The organism is Lederbergia panacisoli (assembly GCF_024626525.1).
In the GTDB taxonomy this organism is placed as follows: Bacteria; Bacillota; Bacilli; order Bacillales; family Bacillaceae_C; genus Lederbergia; species Lederbergia panacisoli.
The window spans coordinates 20,715-47,023 of sequence record NZ_JANJGU010000013.1; the positions used below are offsets into that span (position 1 = coordinate 20,715).

Below are 26,309 nucleotides of genomic sequence, written 5' to 3' on the forward strand. Positions count from 1 at the left end.
CCCTCCGCTCACTTTTTGCTTGTCTTCGTTTGATTTGAGGCATTTGCTGCGCTTGCTGAAAATACTTCTTCATTTTTTCCAATCCGCTTTTTATTATTAGGATGAAGAAATTCAGGTCTTTCCGGCATCCATCTAAAAGGTATCCTGATGATAACATCTTTCATCCCTTGGGCATTTCCAGGAGAAACAGGACTCATATATGGCACCCCAAATGATTTTAACGACAGCATGTGGTTAAATATGATAATAATTCCTACTACTAGTCCGTAAAGTCCAAAAACCCCAGCGAGAATAGCTAATGGAAACCGAAGCATCCGTAAAGCGAAAGAAGCATTATAAACGGGGGTAGCAAATGAGCCAATCGTTGTTATCGCAATGACGACAACTGTAATCGGACTTGATAGGCCAGCATCTACTGCGGCCTGCCCAATAACTAACACACCTACTATTGATAATGCACCACCAATTTGCTTCGGCAAACGAACAGTTGCTTCTCGTAATACTTCCATCGCCACTTCCATCATCAATACTTCAATCACTGCGGGAAATGGCACTCCTGCCCGGCCTCCAGCAACCGCTACGGCAAATTCGGTGGGTAATAACTCGGGGTTGAACGAAATGAACGAAACATATAGGGCAGGAAAAATTAACGAAAAGATAAGCGCCAAAATCCGAACAAGACGAGTAAAGCTTGCCAGCAAAAAACGTGTCGAGTAATCTTCCGTCGTTTGGTAAAACTGATTAAAAACTACTGGGACCATCAATACAAACGGAGATCCGTCAACAAGAACGGCTACTCTCCCTTCAATGATATTTCCGACTACACTATCAGGCCGTTCAGTCAATATCGTTTGCGGAAAAGGGGAGAACTGATAATTTTCAATAAATTGCTCAATATACCCGACATCCAAAATGGCATCCACATGAATCTGTGATAAACGTTTTTCAACCTCATCAACTATAGAAGGGTCCGCAATGCCTTTCATATAACAAATGGCTACTTTCGATTTCGTAAGCCGGCCAATTTTCATCGTTCTTACACAAAAGTCCGCTGTCGGCAAGCGATAGCGAATTAAACCAATATTTGCATCGATTTGCTCAATAAAACCTTCCCGTGGTCCGATGATGACTTGTTCGGTTTCTGGTTGGGTAAGAGCTCTTTTCTCGATTTTACGCGTATCAAGGTGAAAAGCTTGCAGGGAACCAGAGATGACAATCACTGTTTCCCCAACCAGTAGGACATCTATTAAATTTGCGACATTTGATTCAAGCTTGACATCACTATGGTATAAAACTTCCTCCGTCAAGACTTTTAATAAATGATTTGGCTGAATTTCTTTAATATCTAGGTGATCCGGCGGAAACATGAGCGGTTTTAAAAGATCATGATTAATCACAGGAGGATCCACCATGCTTGATATATAAAAAATAGCTGCGGGAAACTTCCCTAAAACTTTAAATTTTCGAGTAATAAAGTCGTCATTATTTCCTAAAATACTTGTAATGAAGTCAATAGTCTCTTCAAGATTACCATTTAATATTTGTAGATCTCGTTTCTCTACTTTTACGTGCGGAATGTTGCTTAACTCCTGTTGTTTAGTTTTCTTTTTCCACTTCCAGCCTGACATACTGTATCCCTCATTACTTACCAAAATATATTAATGTCAGTATGTGTAATTTAGTGGTGATTATGTAAAACTAAAAAAACAGGCCCATTGTGAGCCTGTCTTTTAATTAGAACGTATTATAGATGCTGCGAACAGATAAATTGCTTTTTAATTCTTCCAAGCTTACATCTACACTTAAGCTATCTTTCATGATCGTCACTTTTTTCGTGTCCCCTGCTGAGAGGTCGAAGTAATTATCACTGAATTTGCAATCAGCTTTTTGTAAATCAAGCTCCACATATTTTGCCAACCCGCCATTAGCTTCGACTGAAAGAATAAATTGATCATTTTCTTCCTGTACATCGAATGTAATTTGTGGGTCAAGGAATTCAAAGTGCTTCGGTTTTACAAATAGAACTACTGCATTGGAGTGATTTTCACCATTCATTACGAATGTAGCTTCAAGATAGGTATTTACCATATCATCTTTTGATAGATCTTCCTCAAAGATAAGTTCGATGCAATTTTCAGCAGATAGTTTTCCAACTTTTGCTTCAACGCTGCCTTCCTTTAAAACTTCTGATGTATTCTTGCACAATTTCCATTCAATTCGCCCTTGAATATCTTCCAATGAATCATTTGTTACATGAATAGAAGCAGTCTTTCCTTCTTCCTCAATGGATAGAAGAATAGGTGCATAAAACTTTTTCGTAAAATAATGGAGTGCCTTCCAGCGGCCAAAGCTGTCAATGCTTGACCATGAAGCAACTGGCCAGCAATCATTTAACTGCCAGTACAACGAACCCATACAGCGCCCGCGATTCCTACGCCAATGTTCAACCCCATATTTAATAGCTTCAGCTTGCAGAAGTTGGGATACATAAAGCAACGAATCAAAGTCCTTCGGATAAAGGAAGTTCTCAGATAAATAGAAGAGAATCTTTCCGTTTGCTCCTGAATTTTTCTGATGCGCCTCCATCACACGTGAGAAAATATTGCGATCTTCGGGAATCGTAAAGCTTTCCACTGTTTTCAATGAAGGGAAGGATTGGAACCCAAACTCAGAACAGAAACGGAAAAAGTATTTCCGATACTCTGTGAAAGGTTTTAATCCATGCCATACTTCCCAATAATGCATGTCTCCACGATTTGGGTCGCGCGGTTGATCAAAACCGCCGCCTGAAGACGGAGAAGACGACCAGTAAAATGTTTGCGGGTCAAGCTCCTTAATCATCTCTGGAATAATGTATTCAAATAACTTTATATAATCTGTCTTGCGCATTGGATCCTGAGGCCAGCCCCAATGCACCCAACCTTCTTCAACTTCATTATTTCCACTCCAAATCCCAAGGCTTGCGTGGTGGCGAAGGCGTTTCACATTGTCTGTAACTTCTTTTTTTACAGTATCTAAAAACTCATCGGTCAGTTTATACGAAGCACACGCAAACATGAAGTCCTGCCACACGATGAGACCAAGGCGATCACAAAGATCATAGAAATAGTCTTCTGGATAATGACCGCCGCCCCAAATCCGGACCATATTAAAATTCGCTTCAACGCTGTCTTTTAAAAGTCGCTCTGTTTTTTTAACAGAGTTTCTAGCAAGTATGTTATCTTCCGGAATGTAGTTTGCACCCATCCCAAAAATCGAAATCCCGTTTACGTAAAATTCAAATGATCTTCCAAACTCATCTGGAACAGATTTCACTTCAATTGTGCGAAGACCTATATTATAGTCTTTTGCATCAAGCTTAGAACCGTTCTTATCTAACAATGAAACTTCTACTTGATATAGTGACTGTTTTCCATATCCATTTGGCCACCATAATTCGGGATTGTCCACATTGAATGTGATGATTTCTTGTAAAGCTGAAACTGGAACTGTTTTTACTTCAACTTGACCAGCTGGATTAGTCAACGATACTTCAAGTTGTAAGTCTTGTTCCTCATTCAATCTCTCAACATTCACCCGCACATCAAGTTGTACTTCGTTGTCTTTATGCACCTGTGTCATATACACATCATCAAGTTTTACAGAACTCCACGCTTGGATTGAAATATTACGCCAAATTCCCATATCAGGGATTTTCGGACCCCAGTCCCATCCGAACATGTAGTGGGCTTTTCTTAAATATGGGAATCCTGGGAGCGCATCACCGCCGTCAAGAGGTGCAAGTGGATCTTCGTTTTGTAAAACTTCTATATATTTTGTAGGAGAATTAAACTTGATTGAAATTTCATTTTCACCTTTTGTTACAAAAGACTTTACATCGATTTCATAAATACGGTGCATATTATTAGTCTTCTCGACTAGCTCTCCATTCACGGAAACTTCAGCAAGAGTATCGAGACCTTCACAAATAAGAAGGATTTTATCTTGTGTTAAAAGTTCTTCATCTACTGAAAATGTTCTTGTATATACAAAATCTTTTGCAGCAACTTCGAGCCCAATTTTTTCATTATCACGATAAAATGGGTCTTCAATTTTTCCATTTTGCAGTAAATCATTCATAACAGAGCCCGGCACTTGAACTTCAAGCCAATCTGCGGCTCCTGCTTCTTGCATTTTCCATTGTCCGTTTAAATCTACTTTTATCATTTTGTTCACTCCTTGATGTTATATTACTTTAGTAAACTTTCACATGCGTTAAGCCAGGATCTAGCCATAAGCATGTTTCCCGCAGAGTTCATATGAACACCATCGGTCGTAAGTTTGTATGCTGTACCTGATTTTAAATAATCAATAAAATCTTGATGAGTCGGAACAAGGATTGCGTTGAATTTCTTGGCAAGTGCGCGTACGATCTCTACATAAGGTACAAGCTTTTGATTTCCTTCAGAATTGACATCTTCTTCGATGACTGTAGGTTCCATCAAAATAAGCTGTGCATTTGTTTTTTCTAAAAGCCCAGTCAAAATCTCTTCAAACTGTTCTGGGTAGACTTGTTCCATATCTGGGTTATCGAGCTGACGCCACACATCATTGATTCCAATCGAAACTGAAACATAGTCAGGATTCAGGGCAAGAACATCATCTTCCCATCTGTTCTTTAAATCCGTCGCTCTGTTGCCGCCAATTCCTTTATTGATGATTTCTAGTTTCTTTTCTGGAAAAGTTGTGACGAGATAATCGTGTAATATTCGAACGTATCCATAACCAATACCTTCTGGATCTTCATTTCTTCCCCATTCAGTAATGCTGTCGCCAATAAATAAAATTCGCGCTTTATCCTTCATCGTCGCCTCTCCTCTAATTTATTTGTTAATATACCAATCTTTTAACACTTCTTCTGCTTTTTTACCGTAAATATCAAAACCTCGATTGTTTTTAGCCTCTTCAAGCGGATATAATTTCGTACTCCAGTCCCACCAGAAGAATCCGGCAAACCATGGCTCATCCCAAAATGTTTTCATAACAGAACTATAAAAGTTGGCCTGTTCTTCCTCATTAAAAGGTAGATCACGATGTTCAAAATCCCATGGCATCGTCGCACAGCCCTCAGCACTTCTACATCCAATTTCCATAAATAAAATCGGCTTATTGAACTTTTTATGAAGATTTTCAATTCTTACTTTTACTTTCTCCCAATTTTTCATCATCGTTTCTTCGCTGTCATTCGGTTTTTCTCCAACAGGATAATAGGCGCTCGTCCCAATAATATCGACATGATTAAACCACTTAATTCCGTCTTCCTTGCCATGGTTTGCATTATAGATAATTGGACCAGTGTAAACCTCTCTTACTTTTTCCACTACTTTTATCCAATTTTCTGTCTGAGCTTCCGTTCCCACCATTTCACAGCCGACACAAAACATTTCACATTCAAGATCTTCTGCTAATTCAGCGTAATGGACCAAAAAGTTCGTATATGACTCAAACCACTGCGTCCAATAATCAAAGGCCTCTTCTGGAAAACCGATTCTTGCTCTCCATAATCCATCTTTAGAGTTAACAACAGGTTTCAAACATACTTTCAAACCAAGTTCTTTAGCCTTTTTCACCGCAAACATGATATCACTATCTGTCATGGTGAAACCGTAGTCAAAAGGAATGTCGGTCGAGAATATTGTGTTTTGGTATGTATAAAATGATAAGGCAATCCATTCACTGCCTGTGTCTTTTAATTTTTTCATGGACTCTACTGCCTCGGGAGTCCGATATGCACCTCTCGATGAATTCCAACCATATGTCATTCCTTTCACAAATAACTCCTTCATTGTTCTCCCCCCAATTCTCTTTTTTAATATAGTTTTATATTTTTACTTTTGAAAAAAATCATCATATTATATAATAAATGATAACTTAATCGTTAACTTTAAGCAATTAGTTTTTCTAATATTTAAGCACTTTAAAACATGAGTTTTGTATCATTACACATACTAATTTATGTTGAAAAAACCTATATAAAAAGGAGCTGCGAAATGACTATCCATTACGATCGTCAATCAAACATTTTCCATCTTCAATCAAAAGATATGAGCTATATCATCCAGATTGTAAACGGTACTCCCACCCATGCTTATTGGGGTAAAAAGCTGCGCAATGAAGCTAGTTTGGAGCAATTCATGGCACCGCGTTGGAAGGATCCACATAATAGTCTTCCGCTAGACGGGCTGCCACAAGAATATCCCCAATACGGAACGGGTGATTTTAGAAGCCCGGCGTATCAAGTTCAACTTGCAGATGGAAGCAGGATAACAGAACTTGTATTTAAAAATTATCAAATCATCAAAGGAAAGCCAAAGTTAGATGGGCTGCCTGCAGTGTACGTAGAGGATGAGGGTGAAGCAGAGACACTTGAGCTTGAATTGCACGATGAGTATAGTGGATTGATCGTTTACTTAAGCTACACGATTTTCGCTGATCATAACGCCATAGCAAGGTCTGTAAAATTTGTCCATAGCGGTAATCATCCGCTTAAAATTTGGCGTGCTCTAAGTGCCTCTGTTGATTTTCACGATTCCAATTACGAGATGATGTATCTTTCCGGTGCATGGGCTAGAGAAGCGCAAGTTCGCAGAAGAGCTTTATTGCCCGGGCACACTGCAATCGATAGTAAGCGCGGAGTCAGCAGCCATCAGCATAATCCGTTCGTTGCCATAATGCGCCCGGAAGCGGACGAAAATCACGGAGATGTTTATGGATTTAGTTTAGTATATAGTGGAAGTTTTCTCGCCGAGGCAGAAGTAGATCAGTTATTTAATACGAGGGTGTCAATTGGAATTAATCCATTTGATTTTGGCTGGACTCTGAATCCTGGTGACAGCTTCCAAACTCCTGAAGCAGTTATGGTTTATTCAGGAGATGGGATTGGAGGCATGTCCAGAACGTATCATAAGTTATACCGTACACGATTAGCAAGAGGAGAATTCCGCGACAAAGAACGTCCAATTCTCGTCAATAATTGGGAAGCGACTTATTTCAACTTTGATGCGGAGAAAATCGAAGCAATTGCAAAAGCGGGAGCGGAACTCGGCATTGAACTGTTCGTCTTAGATGATGGCTGGTTTGGTAAAAGAGACGACGATACGACATCGCTTGGCGACTGGTATGAAGATCGCAGGAAACTTCCGAATGGACTTGAAGATTTAGCCGAGCGTGTAAAAGCAACAGGATTGCAATTTGGTCTCTGGGTTGAACCCGAAATGGTGTCACCTGAAAGCGAACTGTATAAAAAACATCCGGATTGGTGTATTCATGTTGAAGGAAGACGGAGAAGCTTGCAACGGACGCAAAGCGTTCTTGATTTTTCCCGCCCAGAAGTTCGAGATTATATATTTAATGCATTAAGTGATATTTTCTCGCGGGTCCCAATTACTTATATTAAATGGGATATGAACCGGTATTTAACGGAAATTGGTTCGGAAGGCTGGCCAGCAGATAACCAAACGGAAATTGCCCATCGTTATGTGCTCGGGTTGTATGATTTGCTTGAACGCCTCACAACAAAATTCCCACATATTTTATTTGAAAGCTGTTCAAGCGGCGGCGGTCGTTTCGATCCAGGCATGCTGTACTATATGCCACAAACTTGGACGAGTGATACGACAGACGCGATTGAACGTTTAAGAATTCAGTATGGGACAAGCCTTGTTTATCCAATCAGCTCGATCGGTGCTCATGTATCATCTGTGCCCAACCATCAAGTCGGAAGAATGACTCCACTTAAAACGCGCGGAGATGTCGCGATGTCAGGGAACTTCGGATATGAAATGGATTTACGCACCTTTACGGATGATGAAAAAGAAATTGCAAAGCAGCAAGTGGCGATGTATAAGGAAATTCGGCCTCTCGTACAAACAGGAGAATTTTATCGATTAAAAAACCCATTCAACGGAAATGAAGCGGCATGGATATTTGTGTCTGAGGATCAGCGTGAAGCCTTAGTCTTTTATTTTAAAGTATTGGCGGAACCTCATATGTTAAGCAAGCGACTCGTTCTGAAAGGATTGAATCCTGAATTTAACTATGTTTTAGAGCCCGATGGTGTTGAATACGGTGGAGATCAGCTGCTGGCGGCAGGCATTTATTTACCAAAGCTGCACGGGGACTATAGTAGTGTTTGGTTTAAACTAAAAGCACAATAATTTAAGAGAGAGGATGCCCTCTCTCTTTGTTAATTTTTCTTTATATTTTTCACTGAATCACGATAAACGATATTCCCCTTTACTTGCACCCTGCCGTGATTTTTATCTCTATCACGGATTTTTTCATGAATAAATCCGACTGCCGTCCGCGACATTTCTTCAATATTCACTTCTACTGTAGTAAGGCCGGGTTCCGTAATGGTTGCATAAATATCATTATCAAACCCGACAACAGAAAAATCATCCGGGACATGATAACCCAAGTCCTTTAATTTTGTGATTAGATTATGGGCGACTTGATCGCAATTGCATACAAATGCGGTAGGAAGATCTTTGGGAAGCTCAATGTCAATATACGTTCCATCCTCGTCACGATCACTTAAAATATAATCATCATTCAATTTTATTTGATGTTCAAGCAAGGACTTATAGTAGCCGAGAAATCGATCTTGGATGCTGCTCGTAGAATAAATATTACCGACATACGCAATTTTTTCATGACCATTCCGAACCAAGTAGTTTGTAATATCATACGCCCCATAAAAGTTATCGGTAATGACGGCATCGATGTCCGCCTCATCTTCATAAAAATCCATGAAGACGGTTGGATGCTCAACCGTTTGCAGTTTTTTAATATAATGTTTTTTGATTTGCCCAAGAATGATAAAGCCATCAACCTTTTGCTCTAAATAAATTCTCGGAAGTTTCAATCCATCCTCATCTTCAGATCGTAAAATATGGAGGATGCCGTAATATCCTTGCTCTTCTAAAACCTTTGAAATGGATTGGTAGAAATTCAAGTAAAAGGATTGATTCAAGCCTGTAAATCGTTCAGGAATGATAACCCCTATATTGAATGACAACCCATCTTTCATCGATCTCGCTGCTGTATTGAAGCGATACCCCATTTTTTCAGCCAACTGTTTAATTTTTTCCTTTAATTCATCGCTGACCCCTTCTTTATCATTCAGTGCCTTCGAAACGGTCACACTGCTGACTCCAATTTTTTCAGCGATATCCCTCATCGTTACATTACTTTTCATTGACATCCCTCACATGCCCAGCATGCAGCCGTTCATCATCATTTTTTATATACTTATTTGCATTTATTTTAGCAGTTTCTTCTATTCTTGTCTCGATAATCTATTATTTCAATCTTTTCATGAACTCCAAGCAAAATCTGCCATTATGATAGGAAGCTTTCCACGGATCGACAATATTCATCTTTTTCGGGACGCCTTCTTCATTTACCTCAGCATACCATTCACCATTTTCACGCTGATCAATGATATTATTTTTCATGTATTGCCATAATCCTTTTGTGAGCTTAAGAAACTTTTCATCACCTGTACGTTCATAAGCATTGTAAAAACCTACAGCCGCCTCCGCTTGCACCCACCAGACGCGAGTCCGATCAACTTCATCATTCACTTGTTCATTAATGAGAGACCCATCTTCCTCAATAGCGTAATTTGCAATATTGTAGGCAATATCAATCACCATTTGATTATAAGTTGGATTATTGATGGCAATCGTTTTAATCGCTTCGTCAATTAGCCAACTAGCTTCAATATCGTGACCGAATGATTTTATATCAATGAGATTGTTCCAGTTTTCATCGAAAAATACTCCAAGAAACGTAGTACTCTGATTGTAAATTTTGTCGTGTAAAATATGCAGAAGATTTTCGATTCTTTCTTTCAGTTCAGGGGCTGGCCACGCTTTAAAAAGAAGAGTATACGCTTCGAGAACATGAATATAGGTGTTCATCGTAATATCTGCTAATAGCCCGTTTCCACTCAGCATTTGGTTAGGTTGTTCGTGCCATTCCCTATCAAACTCTTCACGATACGCATTATTCTCTCGGTTAAACCCGTTTTCTTCGATGGTGTAATAAAGACTTTTCGCAAGCTCAAGCGCTTCTTCATCTTTAGACGCTAAATAATACTCACTGCATGAATACACCCCAAATGATTGAGTGTATATGTGCTTCCTCGTATTTTTAGGATTTCCTTTATGATCGACGAGCCAATAAAGCCCAGCAAATTCATGATCGTATACCTTTTCTTTTAAAAATTTGAAAAGCTTATTAGCGGCTTCAAGATATTCCTGTTTTCCTGTTTCACGAAAAGCAGCCGAAAATGTCCAAAGGAACCTGGCTGTAACGATACCGCCTTTATCGGCATTTTTATCCAAATTTAAATCATAATCAACTTGACCATATATCCCGCCATAATCAGGGTCTTGTAGCTTTAGCCAAAATGGAAGAATATGCTCAGTCAGTTCCAATTCAACTTCATTTCTTATTTTTTTCATAAGATTCCCTCCACCCCATAAGGAGAATTAATTAATCGATAACTTTATAAATTTATATTACTTCTTGGCATATACAATGTCAAAACGTGTATTTTTAAATATTGTGATGGCTGGAGACTGAAGGTGGTTATTATTAGAGTGAGGACGATCTTACGCTGTTGGGACGGACAGCATTATATATATAATCGATGATGGACAATTTATTGGGCAGTACTACTCGTTATTCGAATCGTTATCCGAGATTGGCGCTTTTTCTGGACGAACTCACTGATGATTCGTTCCGTAATCTGAGATTGATGCTTTTTCAGTTCGAATACACTACTAATTCGTTCCGTAAGCCGAGATTGACACTTGTTCAGAACGAATTCACTTCGTATTCGTTCCGTAAACAGAGATTGGCGCTTTCTCAGGACCAATCCACTCCAAAAACGACCACCCCAATGACAAAAGGGATGGCCGTTTCTTCAAATAATCTCTACACAACTTTTGATTTTATTTCATTTGGATTAACGATGACGATTTTTCCGTCTTCCAGTTCCATTCTGACTTTATTTGTTTCGGAAATTCCGATTGCTTCCAAATAGCTTTCAGGAACTTGGATTCTTCTTGCACTGTCGAGAACAGCTAGCTCTACGTGTGTATCTTCCTCTGTACCGTCATCGCTGCTTTCGTTGTCGTCATTATTTAAGTAGTAGGATTTACGCAAAATTTCACTCGATGTTTTCCCATCTCGGATGGCGACGACGCGATCCATTTTTCTTGTTAACTGCGTATCATGGGTAACGATTACGATCGTAACTCCAAGTTCGCGGTTTAAGTTTCGCAGGACGTCCAGGATAATATCTGCTGTTTTTACATCGACACTTCCTGTCGGTTCGTCCGCTAGCACTAATCTTGGATCGTTGGCAAGGGAGATCGCGATGGCGACCCTTTGCTGCTCCCCGCCGGATAGAGAATTCAATTTACTATTTAAGCGATGTCCCATTCCGACCATTTCCAACAATTCTTTTGCACGTTCACGTTTATGGCGTCCTTTAATGAGCATGGGCAACTCAACATTTTCAACCGCCGTTAAATACGGAATTAAGTTTCGCGCATTATTTTGCCAAACGAAGCCGACTGTTTCGAGTTTATATTTCACTAAATCTTTATCGGACAGACGAAGCAAATCTTTTCCGCCCACCATTAGCTTACCTGCTGTTGGACGATCTAAGCCACCGAGCATATTCAGCAATGTGGATTTACCACTACCACTACTTCCGATAATGCCCATCATTTCGCCTTGCTCCACTTTTAAATCAAGACCTTGCAAAGCAATAACTTCATGATCATCATCAATCTTATAGATTTTCATTAAATTTTGGCAATCGATCATTAATCTTCACCTAACTTTATGGCTTGATGAATTTTTATTTTTCTCAAGAAGCCAATTAATATGGCGGATCCCAGGATGAGCATTAGCGCCGAGAATATATAGATCTTCGCTTCGTCGCTTGCATCCGAAATGACAGTAAATGGAGGCATCAAGTCTCTAACATTCATCGAAAGCTTGAACAATGGTACGAATAATTGACTTGTCACTCCACCTACAATGATTCCGAGAATACATGCAAATCCGGAGGTCAAAACTTGTTCAGAAACTAATATCCCAATTAATTTCGGCATTGGAATCCCCATTGCCCGGTAAATACCATATTGCAATGTTCTCGACTTGATTGTCAGTACCCAGTATAAAAGGAAACCGATAAATGAAATCAATAATGATATAAGGAAACCTAGTGTCATTGTACCATTTAATCCTAACAATAAGGCTCCATTTTTCAAATCTGTAATTTGTGGATTGACGTCATTCATAACTGTAACTGGAATTTTAGCATCTTTAATTGCTTGATAAAATTCAGCCCGAGGTGTATCTGGTTTCAATTTTAGCCAAACCTCATACGGCTCAAGTCCGAGCATATTCTGGACAAATGGCAGGTTGGCAACAATTAGTGCTCCCTCTGATCTATTTTCGTCCAATTTTTCCAGAGGGTTAAAGGATGGCCAATAATCAATGATTCCATATACGACAAATTCAGCGTAATCGGATCCAGCCCATTGCATGGAAATATAATCGCCTTGCTTAAGATCCAACGCTTCGGCTGCCTTTTTTGAAACAAGGACGGCACTAGGCTCATTGGCAATAAGGTTCAAATACTGGAACCAATGATGCGGCAATAAAGAAGGCTTAAACCATGCTGTTTCTCCAAATGCCTTCGGTTCTACTGCCATTAATGTTGGATAATGGATGCTTTTTCCACTTGGTGTTGTAACAGAAACGGAATCCTTTTTAAACACTTTAGCCGCTTTATCCACTTGCTCTAATTTTTGAATCGGATCAAACGGTGGTTCCGTATAAACTATCGGTTCGATTTCTTCAATAGCAGCATCCGATCCACCGCCCCCTTCAGGTCCACTCGGACTTGGCGGAGTATAACCGCTGTTCAAAGGTCGGCTGCTTTCCCATCTTAGCAGCATACGGATTTCCGAACCATTTTTGTATAATAATTGTTCTTCTAAGTTTGTATTGATTGTTCGGGCAGCACTTGCACTGAACACACCCATCCCAATCGTCATAACTAAGAACAACATTAGAAACTGGTATTGTTTTGTAGATCGACTTACTTGTAAAAATGTACTATATAGCGATACCGGCCAGAACTTTTCGCCAATTTTATAAATCAACTTCAAAATCAACGGATAAATTCTTAAAGCCACTAGCCCTAAGCCGATGATGAAAAGAGCAGGCATGAAAAATAGTTCCGGGTCAATCATTATATCAGAACTCTCAACATCGATTGATTGTAGTACCTTTTGACTGCGGTTGAAAGCCATTAGCCCATAAATAGAGATTCCCAAAACGGCCAATTCAAAAATTACTGTATACCAAGGTACTTTTCCTACATCTCGGGCTGATTGTTGCTTATGATTAACAATGCTTTGCCCAGAAGCTCTATAAACTGGAATCATAATCATGATGATAGAAGCCAATACTGCTACTAATGCATACGTGTATGATTTCATCGAAAGTTTCACTGGCAATGCCGATCGTTGAATAAATTCCAAGAATCCATTGGAAGCGCCGAGTAATTTACATAGTTGCAAGCCAATGAGTGGGCCAATCAATAGCGCAATTGCTCCTAAAATGGCAATTTCAATAAAGTAGATTCCGAGAATCTGAAAACGACTTGCTCCTCGACTAGTAAAGACTGCGATTTCATTTAATTGCCGTTCAATGATTAAACGAGAAATCATATATAAATAAATGGCAAGCATAATAAGTACCGGGACATTCAGCGACCATAGCATGGTCGTCATTTGCTTTCCTTTATTGTCATATGATTTTAGAATATTTTTGATTGGGAAATTAAATAAAATAGTAGCTTTTTTAACACTTGATACTTCAGATTTCAACTTTGATTCCATACGAAGCAACATTGGAAAATGACTGTCCTCGATTTTATGGTAATCAAAGGCAGAGCTAAATCTGCCAATTCCTAAGATCTCTTCATGCTTTTGTATCAATTCACTTCTAAACCATTTTTCATTAACAATGAAATCATCGTTAAATGATTGCGGAATAAGGGACCAAAATGGATTTTCAACTGATTTCGGCTGGAATGTCCCCACAGGTTTTATAATAAACTGATGATCTTTTTCACTGCCGACGACAAATGTAGTCCCAAGCACCATGCTCCTTTTAACTAATGCCGTTTCTGAAACAAGCGCCTCAACGACCCCATCTACAGCTTTATCACTAGGATATGTACCGTCGGTAATTTTGATATGCTCCTCAAAACTGGTTATCATCAGCAATTTGGCTGCATTTTGAGACTGTCCTCTTCTTTCTTCTTCTTCAAACATTGTTCTAAGCGGGGTTGTAGCAATTAAATTAACATCCGCTACTACTGGTATTCCAGCACTTTCTACAATATTCTTCTTAATATCTTCTACCTTAGCAAGTGATTCAGCTGGTTTTTTTACTATAGAATTTGCAAAGGTATCAGAAAATGAAAATTCACCAGGATATTGATTTTTTTTCACTTGATGATCTTCTAATTCTCGAACCAATAACTTTTGTAAAACGCTGGATGTATAAGTTGGAATACTTGAAACAAGTGAAACGGTTATGATTAAACCGAGGAATAAGCTTCCGGTCAGCCAGCGATTATTTAGCATCTTACGAAAAATTAACTTTATGATAGCCACGGACTTATCCCTCCTACTTTAAGATGATGACGTCCCCTTCATCGAGTCCTTTTAGCACTTCCACTTCTGTAGAAGAAATAATTCCGACTTCCACGTCTACTTCACGCTTTGTATTATCAACCATAATTTGAACATAGTTTCTACCCACTGTTGTACGAAGGCCATTTTTCGGAATGACAAGCGTATCCTTTTTCTTAGCTGTTATAATTTCAATACCAGCGATGTCTCCAACTTTTACATCTTTAGGAAGCTTTTCAACTTCTACAAGGATAGATTTGCTATATAAATCTGGATTTTGTTCATAAATATCCGCAGGAACATCCTTAGGTGTTTGTACCACTTCTCCTTTTATTTCTTCACCTTTAATATTCGTTACAGTATCCATTCCAAGCTTTACATCTGCTAAATCATTTGCATTCATAGCCGTGTATTGAATTTGCAGCTGCGTTGTTTCTGCTACTTGGAATAAGGATTCATAGGCAGGAACGCCTTGTCCTTGACGAATTTCAGTAACAAATGTAATCACTCCATCAATCGGAGATACAATTTTCGATTCGGCCATCTGATTATTCATAAAATAAAGACGATTATTAATACTTTGGACGTCTAATTTTCCCATTTCAATGGAATATTTATCGTCTTCATGTGCTTCCATTTGCTGAAGCCTTAATTGGGCTTTTTTCAAATCAATATAGGCTTGATCGATTTCAAAAGCGAGGTTTCCAGTTTCTAATTCTGCTAGAGTTTGTCCTTTTTTAACTAAGTCTCCTTCTCTTACATGGACCTTTTTTAAGCGCCCGCCATCTTTTGTATAGTATAAATCTTGATGACTTGTTGGAACTAATGTCCCAGAGCCTTTAACTCTTTTAATGATCTCAGCCTTTTTCACTTCAGCTGTTTCATAGTCGAGTTTAGCTGGTTCAACGAGCGGTGGAGCTAATACCGGTTCTTCCTTAGGTAAAAAAGTACAACCACTTAAAAAAATCGAAATTAATGCTAAAGCCCCTAATAAATAGTAAACATTTAGTCTATTAGATGATAATTTTCTGTTGTTCTTTTGCAATTTTCCGATCCTCCAATGTATAAACATGATCTATTATTTCGAGAATGCCAGGGTCATGGGTTGTCATTACAATCGTCGTCGTTCTACTTTTCACCAGTTCCTGAAAAGCGCTAATAATATTAAAGGCTGTTTTCGTGTCTAATTCAGCTGTAGGCTCATCCGCCAGCAATAAAGCCGGCTTTGTTGCGATCGCTCTTGCAATGGCAACCCTTTGCTGCTCTCCACCGGATATTTCAAATGGGCGGTGTTTAATACGCTTCGATAATCCAACGAGTTCAATCGCTTCCTTTATTTTATCTGCCCATTCTGCGCGGGGTACTCCTGCAATTCTAAGTCCAAACTCGATATTTTCTTCCACTGTCATGAGTGGGACGAGTCCATAAGACTGAAACACGAAACCCATTTTATTTCTACGCAGCTCAGAACGCTGCTTTTCATTGTATTTACTGATTGGACTTCCTTCTATATATATTTCTCCACCAGTTGGTTTATCGAGAGCACCAATTAAATTCAACAAAGTTGTTTTTCCTGATCCAGACCTTCCCCTAAGTGCTACCAACTGGTATGGCTCAATTGATAAATTAATTTGATCCAAAATCTCTACTTTTTTATTTCCTGATCCAAAAGACTTGCTTATATTTTCAATTCTTACAACTGGTTCCATTTTTACAGCACCTTTCTATCATTTCTGGATGCTTACCCCCACATGCTTAGATGACCACCCCTTTTAACGCACGAAACCTATGAAGTCAGCGCTTACAATGTATTTTTTACAATGAATTAATGAATATCATACTTTAGTCATAAAATTATGTCAGTTTTCGCATAACTTTATCATATTATTGATGAATCCAAACGTCAATGTGATTTTACAAGTATTTTACATTTATATAAAGGCTGCACCTTAATCTAAAATACTTACATTTTAAATTCAAGGGTACAGCCTTTGATATCAAGACTTAATTCTCATTAAGCCAAACAAGCATTTCACCTGGCTTGCGATTACACCAAGCAAAATATGGAACAGCTTTTAATGTATGAGATTGATATTTCTCTTCTGCTGCTTTATATAAAGCTTGCCCCCAATGCGATTCTTCCAATCTAGCGGCCTCTGCTTGAATGACCACAACCCCTCCTAAAAGATCCCCATCAAAATATGCTTCTAATCTAGCATTTTGTGGCAAAGAGATATTCGGTAAGTTCGCTCCATTGTCTACTTCTTCTATGCAATAAACGATTGGGCCTCTTTGCAAAGCAGTTTTTCCCGCATTCTCCCTTACACGCGGATGGGCTTTCATTCGTTCCACCGGCATGTCAAATTTTAATTCTATTTGATCATCCGGATTCCAGGTGCGCGTCAAATACATATATCCATTAACAGTATTTTCAACTGCTACATTTTCTCCGTTTACTTTTAAATCTGCTTTTCTGCACCAACCTGGAATTCTTAAGGCGACCGTAAACTCGGTAGCTGCTTCAGGTGAAACAGAAATCAATACAGCGCCATCCCACGGATACTCTGTTTTTTGAACAATATTTACTTTTTTTCCATTAAACTCAAATGATGCTTCGTTCCCCATATATAAATTTACGAAAATCTCATTATTACGCTCTGTATAAATATATTGGCCGTTTGAAGCAATTAACCTAGCAAGATTCGGCGGACAGCAAGCACAGTTAAACCACTTTTGCCGAACCGGTTTTACATGTCTTTTTTCATGCCGAGAACAAGCTTCCGGCCAGACTTCAAGCGGATTTACGTAAAAAAACTTTTTCCCATCAAGTTCCATTCCGCTAATCGTTCCATTATATAGCGCTCTTTCCATCACGTCTGCATATGAAGAATTCACTTCCAGGTTCAGCATTCGCCTTGCCCAAAATACTAATCCAATTGAAGCGCATGTTTCCGTGTAAGAAAGATCATTAGGCAAATCATAGTCAAAACTAAATGCTTCACCGAACTCACTTGACCCAATTCCAGCTGTTATGTACATTTGCTTATTCGTTACATTATCCCACAGCGTCTTACATGCTTCCTTAAGAGTGGCATCTCCTGTTTTTTCAGCAAGGTCTGCCATTGCTGCATACATATACATAGCACGAACAGAGTGGCCAACCGCCTCCTTTTGTTCACGCACAGGTAGATGGGATTGGCTGTATTTATAACTGCCAAAGTACCAAAAAGGATTATTGTCGCCACGCGCTTCACTTTCTTTATCAAAAAAGTGCGGTTGCTTCCCGCGTTCTTCTATAAAAAACGTACTCAATTTTAAGTATTTTTCGTTTCCTGTCACTTCATATAGCTTCACAAGGGCGAGCTCAATTTCTTGGTGTCCATCATACCCTTGGATTTTCCCTTCTTCCACGCCAAAAACAGAATCAATATAATCCGCAAACCTGCACATAATGTCCAATAATTCACGTTTACCAGTCGCTCTATAATAAGCAACCGCTGCCTCCATCATATGACCCGCGCAATATAGCTCATGCTGATCCCGTAAATTCGTCCACCTTGCCTCAGGTTCTTTTACGGTAAAATATGTATTTAAATATCCATCTTCTTGTTGCGCTTTTCCGAGTAATGCGATCAACTCATCCGCAATTTTTTCCAACTCCGGATTTGGATCAGTCGCTAAACTATACGCAACCGCTTCCAACCATTTCGCCACATCACTATCTTGAAAAACAAATCCGTGGTACTCCCCTTCGGCTACACCGGCTGCAATTCGAATATTTTCGATTGCATGGCTTTTCGCCGCTCCCTCAATACGGTCGTTTAAAGCCTCCCACTGATAAGGAATTACTTCATCTCGAACAATATCCATATACCTGCGCCAGAACGTATCCGTTACTTTTGGTTGACTTAACATTATTTTCAGCTCCTTTGAATTTTATTCTTGCAAAATTCTTCTTACTGACTGAGCTTGATGTTATAACACTTCAACATTGTAAAACGGTCTCTCAATAAATGGGCTTCCTTTAAACTTCTTTCAACTAGTTGTCCACTAATGTTTAATTCTTCTGGCGTTGTTGGACCTCCGACTTGTTTTAGGAGGGCAGTTAGCTTCTCTTCATTTGGAATTCTCTCTACGATCTCAGCAATTTTATCGCTTCGATCGTTTAATGCTTTTGGTAATAGTTCACCCGATTCACACCATTTGTGATAAAGCGTTGCTAGTAAGACAGAACTGACACCTACTTTTGCACCGTGCAATACTTGACGGCGGTTTTTCTGTAAAAATTCCATTTCCCAATAATGCGATAGATGGTGTTCTCCACCTGAAGCAGGATGGGATTGCCCAAATACTAGCATCGCTAGCCCTGATTGAATAAGGGAAGTTAGTAAAATTCGAATGCCTTCTTCGTCCCCTGCAGCAATTTTATCTGCTTTATCTACACAATTCTCCAAAGCTTCTTTCGTTATCGATGCGGCAAGTGGACAATAAGGCTCGTCAGCTATGAATCTACCAAAATTCCAGTCAGCAAGAGATGTATATTTCGCTAACATGTCACCAAATCCAGCTGCTGTCATCTCCTTCGGGGCATTTACGAGAACATCGATATCTCCAAAAAGGGCGATGGGTGATACCGTTTGAAACGTCTTTTTAACACCACGAATTATTAATGGAGCTCCAATGGAAGTGAAACCATCAACGGAAGCAGCTGTTGGAATTGATATAAAAGGTTTTCCTGATTTAGCACTGCAAAATCTAGTAATATCATGCAGTGTCCCTGAGCCTACTGCAAGAAGGGCATCAGTATGTTCATCCATTTCTAAGAGGGCTTGAACAATCGACACTTCATCTGCTACGACGTCGCCGATTTTATTCGGTTCGATTAGGCAAACAGAACATTCAATATTGGCATTTCGTATCGTTTCTTCAAGCTTTTCCCCCGCAGCCTCAAATGTGTTATGATCCGCTACGAGAAGAACTCGCTTAAAGCTTTTTTTTAAAAGAAATGACGTGCATGTTGAAAAAGCATCGGAGCTAATAACCATCTTTTCAATCGGAATATGATGATGGTCATGTCCACAGCTGCATGTAGTACTTAAAGCTTCTATTTCGCCAATCATTTCTTCTAATTTCATATGTAAAAACCCCTCCTTTTCTTCAGTACTTGTACGAACATGTTATCATTTTAAGCTAATTAATTCAATTATTTAAGGAATTTCATATCGTCATTTTACAATAAAAGTAAAAGATAACTTCACCTGTACGCATAACCATTCCAATCCATATTCGGACTAAATTTCTACTAACGCTTTAATAACATTAGAATCCGGGTTCAACCAATCATTGAATGTTGATGGCATGTTTTCAAACTTACAGCGATGTGTGATAAATTTACTTATATTAATGTATCCATTTTCTAAAGACTGCTTTACAAAATAAAAATCTTCTTTCGTTGCATTTCTACTGCTCAATAATGTCAACTCTTTTCTATGAAACTCAGGATCCGAAAAAGTAATTTGATCATTTACTAAACCAACAAAGACAAGTTTGCCGCCTTGCTCCGGATATTGAAAAGCAGAATTCATCGAATGAACATTTCCCGTCGCATCAAAGACTGTTTCTGGCAGTTCTCCATTAAACATTTTCCGTAATGTTGTAATGCTTTCTTCATTTGCGACAATCACATCGTCTATACCAATATTCTCTTTGCAAAATGTCAATCGTTCCTTGTTTACATCCATTGCAATGACAGTTGCACCTTCCAATTTTGCGAATGACATCACAGCTAATCCAATTGGCCCAGCACCAATAACAAGAACTTTTTCCCCTTTGCGCAAATGCGCTCTTCTTACTGCGTGAGCCCCAATACTTAAAGGCTCAATCATTGCTGCATCGTCTAGTGTTAGTTTATTCGTTTCTATTAAATGATCTGCTGGAACAGAGATATATTCTCTCATTCCTCCATCTTGATGTACCCCAAGTACGGATAATGTTGAACAACAATTTGTTTTACCAGACCGGCAAGCGGGGCATTCTCCGCATTCCAAATAAGGGAGAACAGATACATGATCTCCGACTTTTATTTCGGAATTGTCACCATTCACTTTTTCCACAATTCCGGATAGTTCATGTCCAAGAATCCGAGGATAAGAAAAATATGGTTGATTTCCTCTATAAGCGTGGAGATCGGTCCCGCAGATGCCAATTCTTTTTATTTGCACTAGCGCCTCTCCAGGGTGACATTTAGGTTTTTCACCATTTATCATTTTAAATAGATATGACTCATGGCATACGATTGATTTCATCCATTTCACCTTCCCTAGGAATTATTGAAAAACAAGAGGAAGACCACATTTGTCTTCCCCTTCATTCTATTTAAAAATCTATTTTATTTTGCTGATAATCATCATAATACTTCTGCATCATATCAATTGTCCTGGCAATACCAATGCTTTCTAATTGTTGTACATAAACATCCCATTCTTCTTCCATTCCGCCTTCTGTTATCCACTTGCCAAATGCACCCATTGAAATATTCATTAAAGCGGTATTGAGTTGTGTTAACACAGAGTAATCTTCGGGACTATATTTTATAAAAATCTCAGGGTATACGTCTTTTTCCTTATCAATCGAATCCAGTGCAGGTTTCAACGGTTTTGTTTGATCGATGACGGCTTCTAAATCTGCACTTGGTGTCAGTTGCAATGACTCTGGAATATATAATGGACCATTATCGCCCCAAGTCGTTGTCCATTTCCATGTAGCGGGGTCCATTCCAAGATCTTCTGGTGGAAGTACCGTATACGTTCCGTCTCCATTATCGGAAATATTCGATCCGATGGAACCAAATAATACTTGCATGCTGACAATTGGATCATATAGTTCATTAATGAATTTCATGGCTGCGTCTTTATCTTTAGCGGATTCGGACATTTGCACCATATTCGTACCATACGTCAATCCATAGTAATCATAACTCCAAGATAGCTGTTTGTCTGAGCTCGACGAAACTTGCAATGGAGGCAGTGAAACGTATTGTGGGGCAAGTGTATTGCCAAATCTCTCCGAAATCTCCCAGCCCCATGTAAAACCAACATTTGCTGCATCTCCGTTTCCGCGTGCAACGGATTGATAGGTTGCATAATCACGAGAAATGATATCTTCGGTCAGTACACCTGCTTCCCAACACTTATGTAAAAAAGTAATCAATTCTTTTGCACGTTCATCTACGAAAAAATTTTTCACAATACCGTCTTCCACAAAATACCCTTGGCCGCCACCGTTCGTTATTGTAATTCCGACACTGCCTAACAACACAGTAGGAGTGAAAAATTCAAAGCCTCCCATTCCGAGCGGGGCAAAATCCATCGGAATTTCGTCATCAGGATCGCCATTTCCATTGGCATCACTTTCTTTAAAAGCAACTAAAACAGCAAATAATTCATCCCATGTTGTTGGTACTTCCAAGTTTAAATGATCCAACCATTGTTTATTAATAAATTGTCTAGTCGCGGTTTCCATCCCGAAAGGCTGGTATTTCGGCAAACCGTAAATTTTTCCATCTAATTGAGTCGCAATCACCTTTGTTTCGGGCTTATCTTGAAACATCTGCTGAACATTTTGACCATGCTTTTCAATTAATTCAGTTAGATCTTGAAACACAGCAGGATATTGGGCAAATTCAGCATCTTTTATAGCATTAGAACCAATGATAAGATCCGGAATCTCTCCGCTGAACAATAATTCATGTTTTATTTTTTCCCAATCCGATGAGGACACTTCCTGCCATTCAATTTCCACCCCGGCATTTTTCTCGGCTTCTTTTAGCCAATCCATATTGGCTACATCTTGGGTAAGTGGATGTTTGACGATAATCGCATTTAGTTTTACTTTCGTTTTATTACTGACACCGATGCCAATACAGCCTGCCAGCAGGAACGCACTAATGGTTATCATTAAAAAAGCAGTAATTTTCTTCTTCACGGCTTCCCCCCTCTTTTCATATTTACTACTTTTATGATACCAAGTTTTGGCAGTCTACGCTGCTGACTTTTCAACCTTTTCAGATCTTTCTAAAGAAAAACTAATCAAAATTATTAAAATAAGCGGCAATGATAATATTCCAAATAAAACACCCATTTGTACATGCTCAGCAATAAATCCGAACAAATACGGAATGGTCATCCCTCCTACTCCCCCTGCGGCAACTGCGAGTCCGAAAGCAGTTCCAGTATATTTCGATGAAAACATCGTCCCAGCCTGCGAAACAACGAGCGGCCATATTCCGGAAAAACCGAGCCCCATTAAAAATAATGTCACTGGAGCGATGGAGTTCAACAAAGGAAATACTTGAGCCACAAGACCCGCAATCGAAACAAGGCAGAGACCACTTACAAGAATTTTATTTGAAAATCTTTCCGCTAACCACGCGGAAATAAATCTTCCAATTGTAATCCCAAACCAAAGCAACCCAACCATAAAACCAGCAAATGTTTGATCATAATTCAAATCGGTTAAATGTTTTGGTGTCCAGCCCCAAGCTGTTGTTTCCACACCAACATAAAGAGCAATCGCTGTACAAAGCAAGATAAAGCTTTTATTCCCTAAAATATTTTTGAATGATGAAAAATCAAAACTCCCGTCTGTCTCTACTTTAGGATATTCATATCTCGTTACCCAAATAACTGCAGTAAAAGCAAGAATTGCAGCGACTATGTAAGCAGTATTCCAAGAATAATTGGAATCGACTAACCAACCGGAAAAGGTAGGACCTACAATCGCTCCAACTCCGAAAAATACGTGTGTAAAAGTCACTGCGCGCCTTTCGTTGCCAGGATTGACATCTGCTACAATGGCACTAAGTGTACTTTCGATGACTCCCCCAAACCCTCCTACAAGAAAGAACATTACGATTGAAAGTGAAAAATACGGAGAAATAGAGAATAATAGAAGTGCAGTTGCAAATCCGAATCCTGACCAGACAACGACCCGCTTTTTCCCAATACGGTCCGAAAGGATGCCGCCAAAAATAATCGCCACCGTAAATCCAGCGGCAGAAACTGAAAAGAAAGAACCCATTTGCGCAATAGATAGATGGAAAGAATCAGACATTTTTTCAATAAGTGGGCCAAGCATCGTCATTTGCAAGCCAAATACTAAAATGGTGAAATTAATGGCGTACGTAAATAATTTTCTGTTCATACATTTTCCCCCATACATAGGAGTCAGCCCCTTACCGAACAATCGGAAGGGACTGACTTCATTTATGTTTATTTAATTTTTTGAATTTAGTTAATTTTAGGATAGCAGAAGAAAGTCGATAAGGAAAGGGAGAATAATCAGCTTCTGTGTTCTTATCCATAATTTTAAAAACTTGCATGGAAACCCACATCAAACTTGTCATTAAAGAATAAATTGATCGCGGAAATTTATAATGAAAAATATATAGCTCATTTTAATAAAATAACCATTCCAAGTATAAACATAAATTATATTGGAAATCCCAATAATAATGCATGTATTTATTGCATATTGATGCCATTGAATCTCATAATTAGCCTTATATGGGAATGAAAATATACTATGACGAAAATAAATACTAATAGATTGAAAGGAGTTAATTTGGCTGCTACTGTTTTAAATTACTGTTGATGAAGGTGTTGAAGTAGTGCAAGAATTTGGATATAAGGATTTTAGGAGTAGCGGGTTGACATGAAAAAATAGACTACCTTTAAGTATGATTGATGAGGTAGTCTATCTTTTCCGAAGTTAATAATTAATCTTCAATATTTTAAAGGTTTATTTAAGGAGCAAATGAATTCTGTTTAAGAACTGGCTTCTTCGTTTTAGCTCAAAGAAGTAAACAATCACCAATAAACTGTATAATTACTGCTTATCTTATCGAATCCGGTCCAAATTTATAAAGTGTATGCCTATCAATACCTTCTTTATCTCCATGTCGTTTTTAGTTCATGTATTTCAAGATGACGGATCAATACTTCATTACCTTCAATAAAAAATTCAAGCCCTCTATCGTTGTCTGATGGAAAGATAAGGTCCGTAATAACAAATTCACCGTCTTGGGCAAATACTTCTATAGATGATTTATCTACTAATACATTTAATTTTATCGTAGAAGCTTCTCCAATATCAACAAAATGACGACCATTAAAATAAGGACTGAAATAATCAACTTTTGCTTGAATTCTTTTGACAAATAGTTCATTTTTTGAATGTGTATACCCTAAAGTAGTTTCTCCATCATTCTCTGATGATTTTCTTATTTTAAAACCAAAATCTGCTGGTTTATCTAATTCTATTTCCACATTCAATAAATATAAATCTGCTTCAATTTCCGATAATAGGTTTGAAGCATCTGAACTACTTATCACTTTGTTTTCGATTTTTAATATTTCTTCACCAACAATTGATTGGATTTCATCTATTGGCCTTTGAAAAAGTTTAATTTGGTTATCTATGGTTGTTTTCAATTCCATAACTCTTGGAAAAGAAGCTCCTCCTCGCCAATTTTCAGTAGGTACTTGATTGGCATATAACCAATTACTCATCCATGCAATCATAATTCTTCTATTATCACTTTCGGGGATATCAGAAAAAGATTGTGCAGCATAAAAGTCAGCACCATAATCTAGCCAATTAACATTTTTTGGATCACTATCATTTACAAAGGTGGTTCCGTCAAATTCACCAATAAAATATTGGGCACCTGATCCTCCTGCAATCGCACCATCACCAATATCTACCTCTAAGACCCACTTCGTATTATTCGGATCACCATCCACCGGCAATTCGAATAAATCTGGACATTCCCATACTCCACCTAGTGCACCTTCGTTACCAAATTCACTTAAATATTCCCAATCTATTAAATTGGGTGACCCATAAAACATTATTTTTTTCCCGGCTGCTAAAACCATTACCCATTTATTCGTTTTTTCATGCCAAAATACTTTCGGATCCCTAAAATCTTTAATCTCAGGGTCACTTGGAATTACCGGATTGCCTTCATACGTTTTCCATGTTCTACCTTTATCTTTACTATAAGCAATGCTTTGTTTTTGACCATCACCATTATGTGTAAAAATAGCAACTAAACCCTCATCACCATCAAAGAATCCCGAGGTATCATTCCAATCTACAACAGCACTACCTGAGAAAATAGTTCCTAAATCATCCGGTTCTAAAGCAATTGGGAAGTGCTCCCAAGATATCATATCTTTGCTAACTGCATGACCCCAATACATGGGTCCCCACTTATTATCATGTGGATTATGCTGATAAAATAGATGATACTCCCCTTTGTAATAAACCATACCATTGGGATCATTCATCCAATTTTCTTCAGGTGTAAAGTGATATTGTGGGCGATAGTCTTCTGTATAATAACTTTTAGACTTAGCGGTATTTATAAAAAGTATAGAAAGACTCACACCTATAATTAAAATACACAATCCTATAATTGAATAAATCTTTTTCATTGTCTGAAAACCCCCTATGAAAAGTGCAATGCCA

The 26,309-nt window shown here is 38.6% G+C and carries 17 protein-coding genes; 1 reads left to right on the forward strand and 16 read right to left on the reverse strand.

Going from position 1 to position 26,309, the window contains the following annotated elements; translation table 11 throughout:
- Window positions 1–8 precede the first annotated feature (8 nt).
- The 4 genes from NQ185_RS15435 to NQ185_RS15450 form a co-directional block, all read right to left on the reverse strand.
- Window positions 9–1,628 (reverse strand): spore germination protein, encoded by a 1,620-nt coding sequence (locus tag NQ185_RS15435; RefSeq protein ID WP_257582881.1) that lies wholly within the window; start codon window positions 1,626–1,628, stop codon window positions 9–11.
- 106 nt (window positions 1,629–1,734) lie between these two features.
- Window positions 1,735–4,206 carry a beta-mannosidase gene (locus tag NQ185_RS15440; RefSeq protein ID WP_257582882.1) on the reverse strand — a complete coding sequence of 824 codons (2,472 nt, stop codon included), beginning with the start codon at window positions 4,204–4,206 and terminating at the stop codon, window positions 1,735–1,737.
- A gap of 23 nt (window positions 4,207–4,229) precedes the next feature.
- Complete coding sequence (locus NQ185_RS15445; RefSeq protein ID WP_257582883.1) at window positions 4,230–4,844, reverse strand: SGNH/GDSL hydrolase family protein; 615 nt, start codon at window positions 4,842–4,844, stop codon at window positions 4,230–4,232.
- Window positions 4,845–4,862: 18 nt separating this feature from the next.
- Window positions 4,863–5,825, reverse strand: a complete 963-nt coding sequence (locus NQ185_RS15450; protein WP_257582884.1) for a glycoside hydrolase family 113 — start codon at window positions 5,823–5,825, stop codon at window positions 4,863–4,865.
- Between the two features lie 204 nt (window positions 5,826–6,029).
- Here NQ185_RS15450 and NQ185_RS15455 point away from each other — a divergent pair, with 204 nt between their 5' ends.
- On the forward strand, window positions 6,030–8,195 hold the full coding sequence (locus tag NQ185_RS15455) for an alpha-galactosidase (RefSeq protein ID WP_257582885.1): 2,166 nt from the start codon (window positions 6,030–6,032) through the stop codon (window positions 8,193–8,195).
- Window positions 8,196–8,224: 29 nt separating this feature from the next.
- Here NQ185_RS15455 and NQ185_RS15460 read toward each other — a convergent pair whose 3' ends face one another.
- The 12 genes from NQ185_RS15460 to NQ185_RS15515 form a co-directional block, all read right to left on the reverse strand.
- A complete protein-coding gene (locus tag NQ185_RS15460) occupies window positions 8,225–9,238 on the reverse strand; it encodes a substrate-binding domain-containing protein (RefSeq protein ID WP_257582886.1) in 1,014 nt (337 codons plus the stop codon).
- Window positions 9,239–9,341: 103 nt separating this feature from the next.
- A complete protein-coding gene (locus NQ185_RS15465; protein WP_257582887.1) occupies window positions 9,342–10,511 on the reverse strand; it encodes an AGE family epimerase/isomerase in 1,170 nt (389 codons plus the stop codon).
- Between the two features lie 475 nt (window positions 10,512–10,986).
- A complete protein-coding gene (locus tag NQ185_RS15470; protein WP_257582889.1) occupies window positions 10,987–11,886 on the reverse strand; it encodes an ABC transporter ATP-binding protein in 900 nt (299 codons plus the stop codon).
- The gene (locus NQ185_RS15475) at window positions 11,886–14,759 is read right to left on the reverse strand and encodes an ABC transporter permease (protein ID WP_257582891.1); all 2,874 of its coding nucleotides are present in this window, start codon (window positions 14,757–14,759) and stop codon (window positions 11,886–11,888) included. Before NQ185_RS15475 ends, NQ185_RS15470 begins: the two co-directional genes overlap by 1 nt.
- A 13-nt stretch (window positions 14,760–14,772) precedes the next feature.
- Complete coding sequence (locus NQ185_RS15480; RefSeq protein ID WP_257582892.1) at window positions 14,773–15,822, reverse strand: efflux RND transporter periplasmic adaptor subunit; 1,050 nt, start codon at window positions 15,820–15,822, stop codon at window positions 14,773–14,775.
- On the reverse strand, window positions 15,791–16,486 hold the full coding sequence (locus NQ185_RS15485) for an ABC transporter ATP-binding protein (protein ID WP_257582893.1): 696 nt from the start codon (window positions 16,484–16,486) through the stop codon (window positions 15,791–15,793). The genes NQ185_RS15480 and NQ185_RS15485 overlap by 32 nt, the downstream gene beginning before the upstream one ends.
- 295 nt (window positions 16,487–16,781) lie before the next feature.
- Complete coding sequence (locus NQ185_RS15490) at window positions 16,782–18,692, reverse strand: glycoside hydrolase family 127 protein (RefSeq protein WP_257582894.1); 1,911 nt, start codon at window positions 18,690–18,692, stop codon at window positions 16,782–16,784.
- A gap of 41 nt (window positions 18,693–18,733) precedes the next feature.
- Window positions 18,734–19,912 carry a sn-glycerol-1-phosphate dehydrogenase gene (locus NQ185_RS15495; RefSeq protein WP_257582895.1) on the reverse strand — a complete coding sequence of 393 codons (1,179 nt, stop codon included), beginning with the start codon at window positions 19,910–19,912 and terminating at the stop codon, window positions 18,734–18,736.
- A 156-nt stretch (window positions 19,913–20,068) separates the two neighbouring features.
- Window positions 20,069–21,082 carry a zinc-binding alcohol dehydrogenase family protein gene (locus NQ185_RS15500; protein ID WP_257582896.1) on the reverse strand — a complete coding sequence of 338 codons (1,014 nt, stop codon included), beginning with the start codon at window positions 21,080–21,082 and terminating at the stop codon, window positions 20,069–20,071.
- 70 nt (window positions 21,083–21,152) lie between these two features.
- Window positions 21,153–22,760: an extracellular solute-binding protein gene (locus NQ185_RS15505; RefSeq protein ID WP_257582897.1), complete on the reverse strand. Its 1,608-nt coding sequence runs from the start codon at window positions 22,758–22,760 to the stop codon at window positions 21,153–21,155.
- Between the two features lie 54 nt (window positions 22,761–22,814).
- Window positions 22,815–23,978, reverse strand: a complete 1,164-nt coding sequence (locus tag NQ185_RS15510) for an MFS transporter (RefSeq protein ID WP_257582898.1) — start codon at window positions 23,976–23,978, stop codon at window positions 22,815–22,817.
- A gap of 746 nt (window positions 23,979–24,724) precedes the next feature.
- Window positions 24,725–26,275, reverse strand: coding sequence for a glycoside hydrolase family 32 protein (locus tag NQ185_RS15515; protein ID WP_257582899.1), 1,551 nt, complete (start codon window positions 26,273–26,275; stop codon window positions 24,725–24,727).
- Window positions 26,276–26,309: the final 34 nt, after the last annotated feature.